9 protein-coding genes are annotated in these 17,577 nt (G+C 73.7%); 4 read left to right on the top strand and 5 right to left on the bottom strand.

The window, feature by feature from the left end; all coding sequences use genetic code 11:
* Positions 1-18 precede the first annotated feature (18 nt).
* A complete protein-coding gene (locus tag ACIRPP_RS13725; RefSeq protein WP_403641512.1) occupies positions 19-261 on the top strand; it encodes a mycoredoxin in 243 nt (80 codons plus the stop codon).
* A gap of 68 nt (positions 262-329) precedes the next feature.
* On the opposite strand, the gene nudC is transcribed toward ACIRPP_RS13725, so the two are convergent.
* From nudC to ACIRPP_RS13700, 5 genes are all read right to left on the bottom strand, one after another.
* The gene (gene nudC / locus ACIRPP_RS13720) at positions 330-1,286 is read right to left on the bottom strand and encodes an NAD(+) diphosphatase (RefSeq protein ID WP_403641509.1); all 957 of its coding nucleotides are present in this window, start codon (positions 1,284-1,286) and stop codon (positions 330-332) included.
* A gap of 137 nt (positions 1,287-1,423) precedes the next feature.
* Positions 1,424-2,836, bottom strand: a complete 1,413-nt coding sequence (locus ACIRPP_RS13715; protein WP_403641506.1) for a dipeptidase — start codon at positions 2,834-2,836, stop codon at positions 1,424-1,426.
* 10 nt (positions 2,837-2,846) lie between these two features.
* Positions 2,847-6,503 carry a UvrD-helicase domain-containing protein gene (locus ACIRPP_RS13710; RefSeq protein WP_403641503.1) on the bottom strand — a complete coding sequence of 1,219 codons (3,657 nt, stop codon included), beginning with the start codon at positions 6,501-6,503 and terminating at the stop codon, positions 2,847-2,849.
* 293 nt (positions 6,504-6,796) lie between these two features.
* A complete protein-coding gene (locus tag ACIRPP_RS13705) occupies positions 6,797-10,399 on the bottom strand; it encodes a UvrD-helicase domain-containing protein (protein WP_403641501.1) in 3,603 nt (1,200 codons plus the stop codon).
* A 257-nt stretch (positions 10,400-10,656) separates the two neighbouring features.
* Positions 10,657-11,043 (bottom strand): MGMT family protein, encoded by a 387-nt coding sequence (locus ACIRPP_RS13700; protein WP_403641499.1) that lies wholly within the window; start codon positions 11,041-11,043, stop codon positions 10,657-10,659.
* A gap of 186 nt (positions 11,044-11,229) precedes the next feature.
* Between ACIRPP_RS13700 and ACIRPP_RS13695 the strand changes: the two genes are divergently transcribed.
* From ACIRPP_RS13695 to ACIRPP_RS13685, 3 genes are all read left to right on the top strand, one after another.
* A complete protein-coding gene (locus ACIRPP_RS13695) occupies positions 11,230-14,250 on the top strand; it encodes a YbhN family protein (protein ID WP_403641496.1) in 3,021 nt (1,006 codons plus the stop codon).
* Between the two features lie 132 nt (positions 14,251-14,382).
* Positions 14,383-15,927, top strand: coding sequence for an alpha/beta hydrolase (locus ACIRPP_RS13690; protein ID WP_403641494.1), 1,545 nt, complete (start codon positions 14,383-14,385; stop codon positions 15,925-15,927).
* Positions 15,928-16,061: 134 nt separating this feature from the next.
* Entirely contained in the window at positions 16,062-17,558 is a 1,497-nt protein-coding gene (locus tag ACIRPP_RS13685) for an alpha/beta hydrolase (protein ID WP_403641491.1), read from the top strand.
* The last annotated feature ends 19 nt before the right edge of the window (positions 17,559-17,577 follow it).

Here is a 17,577-nt window from a genome sequence, read left to right as displayed (position 1 = left end):
GAAGGAGAGCGAAACGACATGCCGGGCACTGTGACGATGTACAGCACCACGTGGTGCGGCTACTGCCGTCGGTTGAAGAGCCAGATGGACCGCGAGGGCATCGCGTACACCGAGATCAACATCGAGCAGGACCCGGACTCGGCCGCGTTCGTCGAGAAGGCGAACGGGGGCAACCAGACGGTGCCGACCGTGCTGTTCCCGGACGGTTCCACGCTCACCAACCCGTCGCTGGCGCAGGTGAAGCAGAGGATCGGTGCCTGAGCGGCCCGTACAGCAGTGGGGTGGTCGTCCCTCTCGGGGCGGCCACCCCTTTGCGTGGGGCGGGTACGTCAGAAGGCGGTGCGGGTGGGGAGGGGCTTGCCGTACCAGCGTTCGATCAGGCGGGCCGCGATGGAGATGCCGTAGGGCGGGAGGACCTCGCCGGAGGTGAAGGCGGCGTCGAGTTCGTCGCGGGAGAACCAGCGGGCCTCGTGGATCTCGTCGCCGTCGACCTCGATCGTGGTCGAGGTGGCGCGGGCGACGAAGCCGAGCATGAGGCTGGAGGGGAACGGCCAGGGCTGGCTGGCGAGGTACTCCACCTCGCCGACGTCGATGCCGACCTCCTCGTGGACCTCGCGGCGCACCGACTGCTCGATGGACTCGCCCGGCTCGACGAACCCGGCCAGCGTCGAGAAGCGGCCCTCCGGCCAGTGGACCTGGCGGCCGAGGAGGATGCGGTCGTTCTCGTCGACCACGGCCATGATCACGGCGGGGTCGGTGCGCGGGTAGTGCTCGGCACCGCAGGCGGGGCAGCGCCGGATGTGGCCGGCGGCGGCGATGACGGTGCGTTCGCCGCAGCGGGAGCAGAAGCGGTGCAGGCGCTGCCAGTTCTCCAGGGCGACGGCGTGCACCATGAGGCCGGCGTCGCGCGGCGACAGCAGGAGTCCGGCCTCGCGCAGCCCGGCGGGGCGGGCGGAGTCGTCCATGCGGCCGGGCAGGGAGTCCTTCTGCAGGGCGAAGTAGCTGACGCCGTCCTGGTCGATGCCCAGGAAGTAACGGTGGGCCTCGGTGAGCGGGGCTTCGAAGGAGGGCGTCATGACGAGTTCGGTCCGGCCGTCGGCCGTCTCGTCGATGAGGACCTGACCGCCGGAGACCACGAAGCAGCGGGTGGAGGGGTGGCTCCACGCCGCCGCGAGCCAGGCCTCGTCGAGGCGGTGGTGGGCGGCGCGGTCGATGCCGTTCGGGGCGGTGAGCGAGACGGGGCGGTCGGCGGTGTGGTCGGTCCAGGTGGTCACGGGTGCTTCCAACTCCCCCGGTGGAACGGATTGGGTCGCGGGTGGTCGTGCGGTACGTGCGGCGGGCGGCGACCGGTCCGGCGGCACACGGCGGCGGGGTCCTTCCAGTGTGCCCCGCGCGGGCGGCCGGGCCGGACGGCTCGACGGCGTCAGGGGACGTGCCGCCGCTGTCCGGCCAGGTCGTCCCACAGGTACGCGGTGGTCTCGACGCCCTTGAGGAGCAGGTCGATCTCGACCTTCTCGTTGGGCGCGTGCCAGCCGTCGGACGGTACGGAGATGCCGAGGAAGAGCACGGGCGCGCCGAGGACGTCCTGGAGGTCGGCGGCGGGGCCGGAGCCGCCCTCGCGTGTGTAGCGCACCGGCCGGCCGAATGCGCGTTCCATGGACCGGACGACGGCCTGCAGGGCGGGGTGGCCGAGCGGGGTCAGGCAGGGCCGGGTGGCGGGGCGGAAGACGACCTCGCTGCGGATGCCGTCGGGCAGCTGGGCGGCCACCCAGTGGCGGACGGCCTTCTCGATGTGGTCGGGATCCTGCCCGGCGACGAGCCGGAACGACAGCTTGACCATCGCCGACGAGGGGATGACCGTCTTGCTGCCGGCGCCCTGGTAGCCGCCGCCGATGCCGTTGACCTCGGCGGTGGGCCGGGCCCAGACGCGTTCGAGGGTGGTGTAGCCGGCCTCGCCGTGGGTGGCGTGGGACTTGGCGGTGGCCAGCCACCGTTGCTCGTCGAAGGGGAGCTCGGCGAAGAGTTCCCGCTCGCGGTCGGTGAGCTCGGTGACGCCCTCGTAGAAGCCGGGGACCGCGACGCGCGCGTGCTCGTCGTGCAGGGCGGCCACCAGGCGGGCCACGGCGGTGGCCGGGTTGGGGACCGCGCCGCCGAACGAGCCGGAGTGGATGTCCTGGCCGGGCCCGTGGAGCCGGATCTCGCACTCGGCGAGGCCGCGCATCCCGGTGCACACGGTCGGGGTGTCCTCGGCCCACATGCCGGTGTCGGAGACGATCACGGCGTCGGCGGCGAGCCGGTCGGCGTGTTCCTCGACGAGGGCCCGGAAGTGCGGGGAGCCGGACTCCTCCTCCCCCTCGACGAGCAGTTTGAGGGTCACGGCGGGGCTGGTGCGGCCCGTGACGGCGAGGTGGGCGCGGACGCCGAGCGTGTGGAAGAAGACCTGGCCCTTGTCGTCGGCGGCGCCGCGCGCGTACAGCCGGTTGCCGCGGACGACGGGCTCGAAGGGCTCGCTGTCCCAGCCGTCCTCGCGGGCGGCGGGCTGCACGTCGTGGTGGCCGTAGACGAGGACCGTGGGGGCGTCGGGGTCGTCGGAGGGCCACTCGGCGTAGACGGCGGGGGCGCCGGGGGTCTGCCAGATCTCGGTGACCGGGAAGCCGGTGCGCCGGAGTGCGTCGGCGAGCCAGGCGGCGCTGCGGTGCACGTCCGGCGCGTGGTCGGGCTGGGCCGACACGGACGGGATGCGCAGCCACTCGGCGAGGTCGTCGAGGAAGGCGGCGCGGTGATCCTCTATGTAGGTACGGACGGCGTCGACGGCACTGTCAACGGGCTGGCTCATGGTCACGAGCCTAACGGCCCGCGCCGGCCTCCTCGGAGTGCGGTATCTCACCGGACGGGTCCGCGACGAGGAGCCGTTCCAGTGCGGCGCGGTCGGGGAGGGGGTCGGGGCGGACGACCTCGCCGGTGCGGACGTACAGGAACGCGGCGGTGACCGACTCCGGGGGGACGCCCTGCTGCTCGGCCCAGGCCAGGCGGTACACGGCGAGCTGGAGCGGGTCGGCGGTGCGGCTGCGGCCGGTCTTCCAGTCGACGATCTCGTAGGTCGGCCGGTCGCCGTCGTCGTGCCGGTAGACGGCGTCGATGCGGCCGCGGACGACGCGGCCGGCGATCGTCAGCTGGAAGGGCGCCTCCACGCGGTACGGCGTGCGCCGGGCGTACTCGGTGCGCTCGAAGGCGTCCTTGAGGGCCTGCAGGTCCTGTTCGTCGGCGATCTCGGCGTCGCCGCCCGGCAGGTCGTCGGGTTCGAGCAGCGGCAGGGTGAGCGCTTCGAAGCGGGATTCGACCCAGGCGTGGAAGCGGGTGCCGCGGCGGGCGGCCGGCTGCGGCGGGCGGGGCATGGGGCGGGCGAGCTCGCGTGCGAAGCCGTCCGGGTCGGCCGCCAGGCGCTGCACCTCGGAGGCGGTGAGCGAGGGGGGCAGGACGACGTCGGTGACGCGGTCGCGGGCGCGCAGCAGTTCTCCGGTGAGCGCGTCGAGGTCGCGGTCCCAGGAGGCGACGGTGCGGGCCTCCTCGGGGGTGAGGCGGGTCCTCCGGCCTGGGTCGCGGGGCGCGGTTCCGGCCGGGCGGCGGGCCTGCGGGGCTGCGGCTCCGGGGCCGGGGCCGGTCGCCTGGTGGGGGACGGTGGGCCGTGTAGCCGGCGCGGCGTGCGGGCGTGGGTCGCCGTCCGGGGACGGGTCCGGGTTCGGGATCTGGTTCGGGCCCGGGCCATGCTGATCATCGGGGAAGGTGTCTTCAGGCGCACCCTCCGGATCTTCCGCGCCGCCGGGGCTGCTTTGGTCGAAGAAGGGGTCGTCATCGGGGAACGGCTCGTCGTCGGCGAACGGGGCGTCGGGGAACGGGTCCTCGGCGAGGCACGGGTCGTCCTCGTCGGGGGGCGGCGGCCAGTCGGGGTCGTCGTAGGTGTCCGTCGGGCCGGGTGCGGCCGGGGGCGTGCCGTACTCACCGGCGGCGAGCGTGTCGAGATGGGCGAGGACGATGTCGGCGGCCGCGCGGCGCCGGGCGAGGGCGCCGCTGTCGAGGGGCAGGGGCCACACCTGGTCGTCGTCGGATTGATGGAGGGCGGGGTTCTCCTCGTCCTCGGCGGGCTCGTCCGCCCACGCCTCGATCTCGCCGTGTCCGGCGGCGCAGTGCTCGTAGAGGGCGAGCAGGAACTCGGACGGGCCGCGTGGTTTCTTCTGGCTGGGTCCCCACCAGTGGCCCGAGCCGAGGAGCAGGGACCGGGGACGGGTGAGGGTGACGTAGCCGAGGCGGAGTTCCTCGGTGTGCTGGTGGTCCTTCATGGCCTCGTGGAAGGACTTCAGGCCCCGCGCGTCGAAGGAGGTGAGGTCGGGCAGGGTCGCGGCGTCGCCGCGCAGCGCGTGCGGGAGCACCTTGCCCTGGGCGGTCCACTTCTCACGGCCCTGGCTGCTGGGGAAGGTGCCTCTGACGAGGCCGGGGACGGCCACGACGTCCCACTCCAGTCCCTTGGACTTGTGGGCGGTGAGCACCTTGACGGTGTTCTCGCCGCCGGGGAGCGCGTTGTCCAGGCCCTTCTCGTACTGGGCGGCGGTGCGCAGGAAGCCCAGGAAGGCCAGCAGGGTGGCCTCGCCGTCGCCGGCGGCGAAGGAGGCGGCGATGTCGAGGAAGTTGGAGAGGGTCTCGCGGCGGCGGGCGGCGAGGGCGTGCGGGGACGCCGACAGTTCGACCTCCAGGCCGGTGACGGCGAGGACGCGGTGCAGGACGTCCATGAGGGGGTCGGCGAGCGAGCGCCGCAGGTCGCGCAGCTCGGTGGCCAGTCGGGCGAAGCGCACGCGCGCGTCGGGCGAGAAGGGCAGGCCGTCGTCGTCGCCGTGCCCGTCCAGCGGGGTTTCCAGGAACGTGTCGAGGGCGTCGGCCAGGGAGATCACCTCGGACGGGTCGACGCCTTCGACGGCCTCCGCGAGCCGGCGGTCGGGGTCGTCGTCGACGACGCGCGCGTGAGTGACCAGGAGCCGGGCGCGGCGGCCGAGCAGGGCGAGGTCGCGCGGGCCGATGCGCCAGCGCGGCCCGGTCAGCAGCCGCACGAGGGAGGCGTTGGCGCCGGGGTCCTGGAGGACCTCGCAGACGGCGACCAGGTCGGCGATCTCGGGGAGGTGCAGCAGCCCGGACAGGCCGACGACCTCGACCGGGACGTCACGGGCGACGAGGGCGCCCTGGATCTCGGCGAAGTCGGCGGCCGTGCGGCACAGCACCGCGATCTCACCGGGTGCGGTGCCGGTGCGGACGAGGTGGGCGAGGGAGTCGGCGATCCAGTCGGTCTCCTCGGCGTGGGTGGGCAGCAGTGCGCAGCGCACGGTGCCGTCGCGTTCGGCGCCGGGGGCCGGACGGAGGGCTTCGACGCCGGCGTGCATCGCCCGCAGGGGCGTGGCCAGTCCGTTGGCCAGGTCGAGCAGGCGGCCGCCGCTGCGGCGGTTCTCGCTGAGCGACTGGCGGGTGGCGGGGCGGCCGTCGGCGCGGGCGAAGTGGTCGGGGAAGTCGTCGAGGTTGGCGACGGAGGCGCCGCGCCAGCCGTAGATGGCCTGGCAGGGGTCGCCGACGGCGGTGACCGGGTGGCCGGTGCCGTCGCCGAAGAGGCCGGCCAGCAGCACGCGCTGGGCGACGGAGGTGTCCTGGTACTCGTCGAGGAGGACGACGCGGAACTCCTCCCGCAGCGCGCGGCCCACGTCGGGGACGGTCGCGAGCCGGGCGGACAGCGCGATCTGGTCGCCGAAGTCGAGCAGGTCGCGTTCGCGTTTGGCGGCCCGGTAGCGCAGGACGAGGTCGGCCAGCTCGCGGCGGGCGGCGGCGGCCTCGGGGATCTTGCGCAGGTCGGCGTTGCTGAGCTTGGTGTTCTCCAGGGCGCGCAGCAGGTCCGTGTCGTGGGCGCGCAGGTCCTCGGGACGGACGAGGTGCTCGGAGAGTTCGCCGTCGAGGGTGAGGAGGTCGGCGACCAGGTCGGCGAAGGAGCGGGTGAGGGCGGGGTAGGGGCCGGGGGCCTCGCGCAGGACGCGCGCGGCGAGCTGGTAGCGGGTGGCGTCGGCGAGGAGGCGGGAGGTCGGTTCGAGGCCGATGCGCAGGCCGTGGTCGGTGAGCAGCCGTCCGGCGAAGGCGTGGTAGGTGGAGATGACCGGTTCACCCGGCGGGTTGTCCGGGTCGAGGTGCTCGGGGTCGGTGACCCCGGCCTTGATCAGCGCCTTGCGGACGCGTTCGGCGAGTTCACCGGCCGCCTTGTTGGTGAAGGTGAGACCGAGTACCTGTTCGGGAGCGACCTGGCCGGTGCCAACCAGCCAGACCACGCGGGCCGCCATCACCGTCGTCTTGCCCGATCCGGCTCCGGCCACGATCACCTGCGGGGCGGGCGGCGCGGTGATGCAGGCCGTCTGCTCCGGCGTGAAGGGGATGCCGAGGAGTTCCTTGAGCTGTTCGGGATCGGTGATACGAGCGGGCACACGCAGAGGCTAACGGCGGCCACTGACAGCGAAGCCCCGCGCCGCCCTGGGTGGAGTCCAAACCGCAGGTCGGGGTGGGTGGTGCAACGGGTCACACCGGTTCGGTGGAGTGCCTTGGCCGGCGGAGGACACCGGGCGCGCCACGCCCCCGGCAGGCCCAGTGCAGAACACCTGTCGCGGGGCGCCCCCGGCAGGCCGACGGACGAGGCCGGTCGCGCGACGCCCCCCGCAGGGCCCGGCGCAGCACACCCGGCGCGCGACGCCCCCGCAGGCCCAGCGGGCGCAGGGCCGGCTCACTCCACGACGTGGCGTCCCTCCGGCCGGGCGCTGCACGACGCGCGGAAGGCGCAGTGCGTGCAGTGCTGGCCGGTGCTCGGGGCGAACCGCTCGTCGAGGACCTTCCCGGCGGCGGTGGCCAGCAGGTCGCCGACCCACTCCCCCTCCAGCGGCTCCTGCGCCTGCACCTTGGGCAGGGTTTCCCCGCCGTCCCGGCGGGCGGCACCCTGGCGCAGGTGGACCAGTTCCGCGCCGCCCGGCTCGGGCCGCACCCCGTCGAAGACCTCGTCGACGGCGCCCTCGCGCACGGCGAGCTGGTAGACGGCCAGCTGGGGGTGGCGTTCCACCTCCTTTGCGGTGGGCGCCTGCTTGCCGGTCTTGAAGTCGACGACGTACGCGCGCCCGTCGCCGTCGGCCTCGACGCGGTCCATCTGACCGCGGATGCGGACCTCGTAGTCGCCGGCTTCGAGGGTGACGTCGAAGTCGTGCTCGCTGGCCACCGGGGTGCGGCCGGTGCGGTCCATGACGTGCCAGCGGAGGAAGCGTTCCAGCGCGGCGCGTGCGTTCTCCTTCTCCTGGGCCGACTTCCACGGCGCGTCGAAGGCGAGCGCGTTCCACACGGAGTCGAGGCGCTCCATGAGCACGGCGAGGTCCGCCGGGGTGTGTCCCGAGGCGACCTCGTCGGCCAGTACGTGGACCACGTTGCCGAAGCCCTGGGCGGCGGTCGCGGGGGCGTCGGCCTTGACCTCGCGGCCCAGGAACCATTGCAGCGCGCAGGTGTGGGCGAGCTGGTCGAGGGCGCTGCCGGAGAGCACGACGGGCTGGTCGCGGTGGCGCAGCGGCACCTTCGACTCGGTGGGGTCGAACATGCCCCACCAGCGGTAGGGGTGCGCGGACGGCACCAGGGGACGTCCGTCCTCGTCGGCGAGGGCCGCGAGCCGGGCCAGGCGGTGTGCGGCGGCCTCCCGCAGGCCGTCGGAGACCCGGGGGTCGACGGTGGTGGCGCGCAGTTCGGCGACCAGCGCGGCCACGGACAGGGGGCGGCGCGGGCGGCCGGTGACGTCCTTGGGTTCGACGCCGAGTTCGGTCAGGAAGCGGGAGGGCTGGTCCCCGTCGTCCGCGGGAGCCCTCACGGCGGTGACGACGAGACGCTCCCGCGCGCGGGTGGCGGCCACGTAGAACAGGCGGCGTTCCTCGGTGAGCAGGGCGCCGGGGGTGAGGGGTTCGGCGAGGCCGTCGCGGCCGATGCGGTCGGCCTCCAGGAGGGATCCCCGGCGGCGCAGGTCGGGCCACAGGCCCTCCTGGACCCCGGCCAGGACGACCAGGCGCCACTCCAGGCCCTTGGAGCGGTGCGCGGTCATCAGGCGTACGGCGTCGGGGCGCACGGCGCGGCGGGTGAGGGTGTCGGCGGCGATGTCCTCGGCCTCGAGTTCCTCCAGGAAGTTCAGGGTGCCCCGGCCGCCGGTGCGTTCCTCCGCGCGGGCGGCGGTCGCGAACAGCGCGCACACGGCGTCGAGGTCCCGGTCCGCGTTGCGTCCGGCCGCGCCGCCGCGCCGGGCGGCGCGCTCCAGCCGCTGGGGCCAAGGGGTGCCGTCCCAGAGGTCCCAGAGAGCCTCCTCCGCGGTGCCGCCGCGCGCGAGCCGCTCGCGGGCCGTGCGCAGCAGCGCGCCAAGCCGCTGGGCGCCGCGCGCGTAGGTGGGGTCGTGGACGGCCAGGCGCTCCGGCTCGGCGAGGGCCCGGGTGAGGAGGACGTCGGAGGGCGGCGGCAGGGGGTTGCCGGCAGCCCTCTCCTCCTCGCGCAGGGCTCGGCCGAGCCGCCTCAGGTCGGCCGCGTCCATGCCGGCGAGGGGGGAGGTGAGGAGGGTGAGGGCGGTCTCGGTGTCGAGCCAGCAGGTGTCTTCGGCCTGGCCGGCCGTCGCCGTCGGGGCGACCGGCGTGTCGGCTGGGGTGTGGGCCGGGGTCTCGGCCTGTCCCTCGACCGGGGGACCGTCTGCCGTCGCCGCGTCCGCTCCCGGTTCCTCCGCGGCCCCGGCCGCCGGTCCGGTCCCGGTGAGGTCGGTCCCGGCGGGGTCGGCCTCGGTGGCGTCCAGCCCGGCGGAGTCGGCCTCGGTGGCGTCGGGCTCGGTGGCGTAGGTCCCGGTGACGTCGAGCCCGGGGTCGGGCTCGGTGGGGTCGGGCTCGGTGGGGTCGGTCCCGGCTCCGGTCCCGTGCCGCTCCCGCGCCTCCGCCTCCGCCGTCGCCACCGCTCGCAGAGCCGTCAGCAGGGGGGCGACCGCGGGCTCGTGGCGCAGTGGTACGTCGTTGCCGTCGACGTCGACGGGCACGCCCGCCGACGTCAGGGCGCGGCGGACGGCGGGGATGGTGCGGGCGCCGGCCCGCACCAGGACGGCCATCTCCGCCCAGGGGACCCCGTCCTCCAGGTGCGCCCGGCGCAGGATGTCGGCGATGTTGTCGAGCTCCGTGCCGGACGTCGGGTAGGTGTACACCTCGACTCGGCCGCCTTCCCGTACCGGGGTCAGCTCCCGGTGAGCGCGGACCTTCTCGGCGGGGAGCCGGGGCAGCGGCATGCGCCGGGTCAGCAGCCGGGTGGCGGCGAGCAGGGCCGCGCCGGAGCGGCGTGAGGTGCGCAGCACCTCGACGGGGGCGGGGCGGCCATCCGCGCGGGGGAAGGCGTGCGGGAACTCCAGGATGCCGTTCACGTCCGCGCCCCGGAAGGCGTAGATCGACTGGTCGGGGTCGCCGAGGGCGATCAGGGTGCGGCCGTCCCCGGCCAGCGCGTGCAGCAGCCGTACCTGGGCGGGGTCGGTGTCCTGGTACTCGTCGACGTACACGGCGTCGTACTGCGCGGCGAGCCGGGCGGCCACCTCGGGGCGGCGGGCGAGGAGCACGGCGCGGTGGACGAGTTCCGCGTAGTCGAGCACGCCCTGGAGGTCGAGGACGTCGAGGTACTCGGCGAGGAAGGCCGAGGCGGCACGCCAGTCGGGGCGGCCGATGCGGCGGGCGAAGGCGTCCAGGGCGTCGGGGCCGAGCCCGAGCTCGCGGCTGCGGGCGATTACCGCCCGGACCTCGTCGGCGAAGCCGCGGGTGGTCAGGCAGGCGCGCAGCTCGTCCGGCCAGCGCACGTGGGCGAGGCCGAGCCGTTCCAGGTCCACTTGGCCCGCGAGCAGCTCGCGGACGGTGACGTCCTGCTCGGGGCCGGACAGCAGCCGCAGGGGCTCCACGAACAGATCCTGGTCCTGGTGGGCCCGGACCAGGGCGTAGCAGTAGGAGTGGAAGGTGGTCGCCAGGGGGGCGCGCGCGGCGCCCATCCGCAGCGCCATGCGGTCGCGCAGTTCGACCGCCGCCTTCCGGCTGAACGTCAGGACGAGGATCCGCTCGGGGTCCTCGCCGCGGGCGACGCGCGTGGCCACGGACTCGACCAGCGTGGTGGTCTTTCCGGTGCCCGGACCTGCGAGAACGAGCAGCGGGCCGGTCCCGTGCTCAACCACGGAGCGCTGGTCGGCGTCCAGTCGAGGGGGGTTCACGCGAGCCGGCGGGGTACGGACCAGTCGATAGGCACCACGGTTCCCCCGGCGCACCTGGGGGTGCGACAGGCCGCTGGTGGAGGAAGAGGAGCTCACGTGGTTCGCCGGTCCTGGTGGGTGTACTGGTTGGCGTTCCGCCGCGCGTGGAGGGCGGTGGTCGCGGGGTGAGGGGAACACGTGCAGCCGACGCTACGCCGAAGGGAAGCCCGGAAGCAGAGCTTCCGCTTCTTCCCGTCCGGCACATCCGGCCCGTGGGTCCCTCTGGACTCGAACGTACGTCATGCCACGGACGTGCCCCGTTTCCCCCGTACGGATCACCGGCCCCACCGCGGCCTGCCGGATGGCGGAAGCTGTCAGGTGTGACCCTCCGCACGGCCGCCCCCGTCCCACCGCGCGCGTCTCATGTCGAGGCGCGGCAGGTGGTCCTCCGCGGCCCGGCCGGCCTCCTTGAGGGGCGTTCCCTCCTCGCGGTAGTGACCGAGGGCACGCAGCTCGTGACCCGGCAGCAGGACGCCGTCGGCCCGCACCACACGCCACCACGGGACGGCCCCTCCGTAGAGGGCCATCACCCGGCCGACCTGCCGGGGGCCGCCCTCCCCCAGCCATTCGGCCACGTCCCCGTACGTCATCACCCGGCCCGGCGGGATGAGATCGGCCACGTCGAGCACGCGCTCGGCGTATGCCGGCAGGGCGTCCGCGGGCTCCGGACCGGTGCCGGACGGAAGACTTTCCTGGCTCATCCGCCCCATCCTGCACCACCCCACCGACAACGGAAGGCGCTCCCGCGCGTGCGTACGCCTCGCCCGGGGAAGCCCTTTCGGGCAGACTGTGCGGCCCCGCAGGTGGACCCTGATACCCCCTTGTGCCGGTTCGGCATGCCACCATCGTGCGGGCGGTGACTGGTGATACGAGATCAAGAAGAGACGATGAAGCAGCAGGGTGCGCACCCCGGGGACGCGGAAGGCACCCCTGGCGCTTCGTCGCGCCCGGACCGCCCGGACCACTCGGACCGCCCGGACACCGGTGACCGGCAGGCCCCGGACTCCCACGACCGGGACACCCGTGGCCGGAAGGCTCCGGACTCGCACGACGGTGACGCCCACGGCCGGGACTCCCCCGGCCCGGGCGCCCGGCAGCAGGACACCGCGGGCCGGGGCGCCGCGGGCCGGGGCACTGCGGGCCGGCACCCGGCCGACCGCGACGACGACCGCGACGACGACCGCGACGGTGACCGCCCGGACACCCGATCGGGCCCGTACGGCTCGCGCGGCACCGGCGACCGGGGCCCGGACCGATCGCGTGGCGCCGAGGCCATGGATGCCGACACGGTGCACGTCGACGAGGTGGAGGGCGACGAACCGCTGCTCCCCGCGCGCGTGCACCGCCCGTCGGACCTCATGCGGCTTCTGGTGGGCGTGCTCGCCGTGGTGGTGCTGCTGGCGATCGCCGCGTTCGCCCACGGCACCACCTCGGGCCTGGAACAGGACATCAACAAGGGCACCGGGCAGGCGCCCGACCTGCTGATCAAGGTCGCGGGTCTGGCCTCCAGCATCGCCATCCTCCTGGTGCCGGTCGCCTTCGCCATCGAGCGGCTCATCAAACGCGACGGGCTGCGGATCGCCGACGGTGTGCTCGCCGCCGTACTGGCCCACGGGGTGACGCTCGCGACCGACCTGTGGGTCGCGCGGGCCGCCCCCGCCTCCATCCAGGAGGCGCTGACCCAGCCCTCCCCCGGCGACATCCACGCCCTGACCGACCCGGTGCACGGCTACCTCGCCCCGGTGATCGCGTACATGACGGCCGTGGGCATGTCCCGCAGACCCCGCTGGCGCGCGGTGCTGTGGGTCGTGCTGCTGCTCGACGCGTTCTCCATGCTGGTCACCGGCTACACGACACCGTTCTCGATCATCCTGACCGTGCTGATCGGCTGGAGCGTGGCCTACGGCACCCTGTACGCCGTCGGCTCGCCCAACGTCCGCCCCACGGGACGCAACCTCATGGCGGGCCTGCGGACCGTCGGCTTCCGCCCGGTGACCGCGTCCCGCGTGGAGGCGCCCGACGCCACCGAGACGGGCGACCGGGGCCGCAGATACTTCGTCACCCTGGAGGACGGCCCACCGCTGGACGTGACGGTCGTGGACCGCGAACAGCAGGCGCAGGGCTTCTTCTACCGGGCGTGGCGCAACCTGACGCTGCGGGGCTTCGCCACCCGCCGGAGCCTGCAGTCGCTGCGTCAGGCCCTGGAGCAGGAGGCCCTGCTGGCGTACGCGGCCATCGCGGCCGGTGCCAACGCGCCCAAGCTGATCGCGACCTCCGAGCTGGGCCCCGACGCGGTGATGCTCGTCTACGAGCACACCGGCGGGCGCACCCTGGACTCGCTGCCGGACGAGGAGATCACCGACGCGCTGCTGCGCGACACCTGGCACCAGGTGCGGGCGCTGCAGTCCCGGCGGATCGCGCACCGCAGGCTGGTGGGTGACGCGATCCTGGTGGATCGTTCCGGCACCGTCATCCTCACCGACATGCGCGTCGGGGAGATCGCGGCCGGTGACCTGCTGCTGCGCATGGACACCTCCCAGCTGCTGGTGACGCTCGGCCTGCGGGTGGGAGCGGAACGCGCAGTGGCCTCCGCCGTCAGCGTGCTCGGGCCCGACGCCGTCGCGGACTGTCTGCCGATGCTGCAGCCGATCGCGCTGAGCCGCTCCACGCGCGCGACCCTGCGCCGCCTCGCGCGGGAGCGGGCGGAACGCGAACGGGAGGCCGTCCTGGAGGCATCCAGGCAGGCCAAGCTGCTGCGCGCGGAGCAGGCCGGGGCCACCGGCTCCCCCGGCCGGCCCGACCGGGCGGACAAACTGGAGCGGCCGGACAAGAAGGCCGTACGCGCGGAACAGCGGGCGGAGAAGCGGGCCATCGACGACGCCCTGGAGGAGGCGCGCGAGGAGGACCTGCTGACCCAGATCCGGCACGAGGTGCTGCGGATCAGGCCGCAGGCCCCGGTCGAACCGGCCCGCCTGGAGCGGGTCCGCCCCCGCACGCTGATCAGCTTCATCGCCGGCGCGATCGGCGCGTACTTCCTGCTGACGCAGCTCACCCACATCGAGTTCGGCCCGCTGATCGCCAACGCGCAGTGGGGCTGGGTGGCGGCGGCGGTGCTGTTCTCGGCGGCCAGCTACTTCGCGGCGGCCCTGGCGCTGCTGGGATTCGTGCCCGAGCGGGTGCCGTTCCTGCGGACCGTGGCGGCTCAGGTCGCCGGCTCCTTCGTGAAGATCGTCGCCCCGGCGGCCGTGGGAGGGGTCGCCCTGAACACCCGGTTCCTGCAGCGCGCGGGAGTGCGGCCCGGGCTCGCGGTGGCGAGCGTCGGGGCCTCCCAGCTGTTCGGCCTCGGCTGCCACATCCTGATGCTGCTGGCCTTCGGCTACCTGACCGGTACCGAGAAGACGCCGTCCCTCTCGCCGTCCCGCACGGTCATCGCGGGCCTGCTGACGGTGGCGGTGCTGGTGCTGGTGGTCACCTCGGTTCCGTTCCTGCGCAAGTTCGTCCTCACGCGTGTGCGGTCCCTCTTCGCGGGCGTCGTGCCGCGCATGCTGGACGTGCTGCAGCGCCCGCAGAAGCTGGTCACCGGCATCGGCGGCATGCTCCTGCTGACCGGATGCTTCGTGATGTGCCTGGACGCCTCGATCCGGGCGTTCGGCGACGAGACGACGTCCATCAGCATCGCCGGCGTGGCCGTGGTGTTCCTGGCCGGCAACGCACTGGGGTCGGCCGCCCCGACCCCGGGCGGTGTGGGTGCCGTCGAGGCGACCCTCACGGTCGGTCTGATCGCGGTGGGCCTGCCCAAGGAGGTCGCCGCCCCCGCGGTGCTGCTCTACCGGCTGCTCACGCTGTGGCTGCCGGTCCTGCCCGGCTGGCTGGCCTTCAACCACCTCACCCGCAAGGAAGCCCTGTAACGGCGCGCCCCGGCCGGGAACGGCACGCGCGTGCCGCCGTCCCGGTCCGCCCCGGTCGCGTCCACGCGCCGCTCTCCCTCGTACGGCACCCGCGGTCGCGCGGCCCGTCCCGCGCGACCGCAGGATGGAGGCATGCCCAAGCCCTTCCGCCTGCGTGCCGCCGCCCTGTCCGTCTCCGCCGTGCTGCTGCCCGCACTGCTCGCGGGCTGCGGTGAGGAGGCGAAGGCGGAGGACCTGACGGAGCAGGACCTCAGCTGGAAGGACTGCCCCGCCCCGTCCGAGGCCCAGGGCGGCGGCCCGGCCCCCTCCCCGCTGCCGAACGGCGGAACATGGCAGTGCGCCACCATGAAGGCGCCGCTCGACTGGGACGAGCCCAAGGGGGACACCATCGGCATCGAGCTGATCCGCGCCCGCGCGGACGGCCCGCGGAACAAGCGCATCGGGTCCCTGATCTTCAACTTCGGCGGACCGGGCGGCTCCGGTGTCACCGCCCTGCCGTCCTTCGGCCCCGACTTCGCGTCCCTGCGCGCCCGCTACGACCTGGTGAGCTTCGACCCGCGCGGGGTCGGCCGCAGCGCCCCGGTGCGCTGCGAGGACAACGAGCAGCTCGACGCCTTCCTCGAACAGGACGCCACCCCCGACGACCAGCAGGAACGCACCGAACTCCTCAACAGCACCAAGAACTTCAACGACGCCTGCGAGGAGAACTCGGAGCGCATCCTGCCGCACGTCGCCACCACCGAGACCGCTCGTGACCTCGACCTGATGCGCCAGGTCCTCGGCGACGACCGGCTCCACTACTTCGGCATCTCCTACGGCACCGAACTGGGCGGCGTGTACGCCCACCTGTTCCCGCGCCGGGTGGGCCGGGCCGTGTTCGACGCGGTCGTCGACCCGACGCAGGACCCGGAGCAGGGCTCGCTCGGGCAGGCCCGCGGCTTCCAGCTCGCGCTCGACAACTACGCCGAGGACTGCGTCTCGCAGACCGAGGAGTGCCCCGTCGGCGACAGCGTGCAGGACGTGAAGGACCGCATCGCCCGGTTCCTGGAGCAGCTGGACCGCAAGCCCATCCCCGGCGTCTTCCCCCGCGAGCTGACCCAGTCCGCGGCGACCAGCGGCATCCTGCAGGCGCTGTACTCGCGGGACTTCTGGGAGTTCCTGACGGACGGCCTGGACCAGGCCTACGCCGGTGACGGGACGATCCTCATGCTGCTCTCCGACTCGATGAACGGGCGCAACGAGAACGGCGAGTACAGCAACCTCGTCCCCGCGAACATCTCCATCAACTGCGCCGACGACAAACCCCGGTACGACACCGCGGACGTCGAGCGCAGTCTGCCCGAGTTCCGCAAGGCCTCTCCCCTGTTCGGCGAGCAGCTGGCCTGGGGGATGCTCAGCTGCACCGACTGGGCGGTGCCGGGGGCGGCCGACCATCCCGACGTGAGCGCGCCCGGGTCCGCGCCGATCCTGGTGATCGGCAACACCGGTGACCCGGCCACGCCGTACGAGGGTGCGCGCAGGATGGCGCAGGCCCTCGGTTCCGGCGTCGGCGTGGAACTCACGTACGAGGGAGAGGGCCACGGGGCCTACGGCAGCAAGAACAAGTGTGTGCGGGCCGCCGTGGACGGTTACCTGCTGGACGGGAAGGTGCCGAAGAGCGGAACCGTCTGCACCTGACACCGTCCGGAACCGTAAATGCGCTGGTCACAGGGTTGTCCACAGGGTCAGCGGGACGTCGTCCGCTCCGCCTACGATGGCCTGACCGCCATCCGCGGGACGATGCGGACGGCCAGTGAGGGGGGATGTGGCAGATGACGCGTTTCGTACGGTGGACGGCCCTGGTGGTCGCCGCCGGGCTGCTGACCGCGGGCTGCACCGGGGACGACTCCGGTGACGGCGGCTCCCAGGACGACGGCAAGGGCGCGTCGGCACTGGACTGGGGAGCATGCAAGTCCTCCGGCGACGAACCGGCCCCCGGGGACGGCTGGCAGTGCGCCACGCTGAAGGTTCCGCTGGACTGGTCCAAGCCGGACGGCCCCACCATCGGGCTGGCCCTGATACGGGCGAAGGCCACCGGGGACGACCGCCTCGGCTCCCTGCTGTTCAACTTCGGCGGACCCGGCGGCTCGGGCATCGACATGCTGCCGTCCTACGCCGGCACCGCCGCCAAGCTCCGCGAGCGCTACGACCTCGTCAGCTGGGACCCGCGCGGGGTGTCCGCCAGTGAGGGCGTCCGCTGCCGCAGCGACAAGGACATCCAGGCCGCCGAGGCCGAGGTGGACGGCACCCCGGACACCCCCGCCGAGGAGCGCACCTTCCTGGACGACGCCGTCGACTTCGGCAAGGGCTGCGAGAAGTCCGCCGGCAAGCTGCTGGCCCACGTCTCGACCACCGACAGCGCCCGCGACATGGACCGCATCCGCCAGGCCGTCGGCGACGACAAGCTGAACTACCTGGGCATCTCCTACGGCACCGAACTCGGCGGCGTGTACGCCCACTTGTTCCCCGAGAAGGTGGGCCGCCTCACGCTCGACGCGGTCGTCGACCCGACCGCCGACGCCGTCGGCCACGCCAAGAACCAGTCGCTCGGCTTCCAGCGCGCCCTGGACAACTACCTGAAGTCCACCGGCAAGGACCCCGAGCAGGGATCGCGCGAGATAGCGGACCTGCTGCGGCGGATCGACGCCGAGCCGCTGCCGACGTCGACGGACGGCCGGAAACTCACCCAGTCCCTGGCCTTGACCGGCATCGTCCTGCCCCTCTACACGAAGGAGGGCTGGCCGACACTGACCATCGCCCTGGAGACCGCCGAGAAGGGCGACGGCACCGCCCTGCTCGCCCTGGCCGACGGCTACAACGAGCGGGAACCGTCGGGCCGGTACGGCACGACCACCCACTCGCAGCGGGTCATCTCCTGCCTGGACGACAAGCAGCGGCCGTCCTTGACGGACGTGAAGAAGCTGCTGCCGGAGTTCGAGGAGATATCGCCAGTCTTCGGCCCCTTCCTGGGCTGGGACCTGGCCGGCTGGTGCCACGAGTGGCCGGTCCCCGGCCAGTTCGACACCCCTGAGGTGAGCGCACCGGGCGCGGACCCGATCCTGGTCATCGGCAACACGGGCGACCCCGCCACGCCGTACGAGGGCGCCCGTCGGATGGCGGACGAACTCGGCAAGGACGTCGGTGTCCTCCTCACCTGGAAGGGCGAGGGCCACGGCGCCTACGGCAGCGGAAGCGACTGCGTCGACGCCACGGTCGACTCCTTCTTCCTGGAGGGCACGGTCCCGAAGGACGGCAAGGTCTGCTCCTGACCCCGGCACGGCGGGCCGT

The organism is Streptomyces sp. NPDC101219 (genome assembly GCF_044767675.1).
GTDB lineage: Bacteria > Actinomycetota > Actinomycetes > Streptomycetales > Streptomycetaceae > Streptomyces.
The sequence above is the reverse complement of the archived record's forward strand: the minus strand, read 5'-3'. Positions and strand labels throughout refer to the sequence as shown.

Coding starts and splice junctions, on each gene's coding strand:
- ACIRPP_RS13725 (WP_403641512.1), top strand. CDS start 19: ATGCCGGGCACTGTGACGATGTACAGCACCACGTGGTGCGGCTACTGC.
- ACIRPP_RS13685 (WP_403641491.1), top strand. CDS start 16,062: ATGACGCGTTTCGTACGGTGGACGGCCCTGGTGGTCGCCGCCGGGCTG.
- ACIRPP_RS13690 (WP_403641494.1), top strand. CDS start 14,383: ATGCCCAAGCCCTTCCGCCTGCGTGCCGCCGCCCTGTCCGTCTCCGCC.
- ACIRPP_RS13695 (WP_403641496.1), top strand. CDS start 11,230: ATGAAGCAGCAGGGTGCGCACCCCGGGGACGCGGAAGGCACCCCTGGC.
- ACIRPP_RS13715 (WP_403641506.1), bottom strand. CDS start 2,836: ATGAGCCAGCCCGTTGACAGTGCCGTCGACGCCGTCCGTACCTACATA.
- ACIRPP_RS13700 (WP_403641499.1), bottom strand. CDS start 11,043: ATGAGCCAGGAAAGTCTTCCGTCCGGCACCGGTCCGGAGCCCGCGGAC.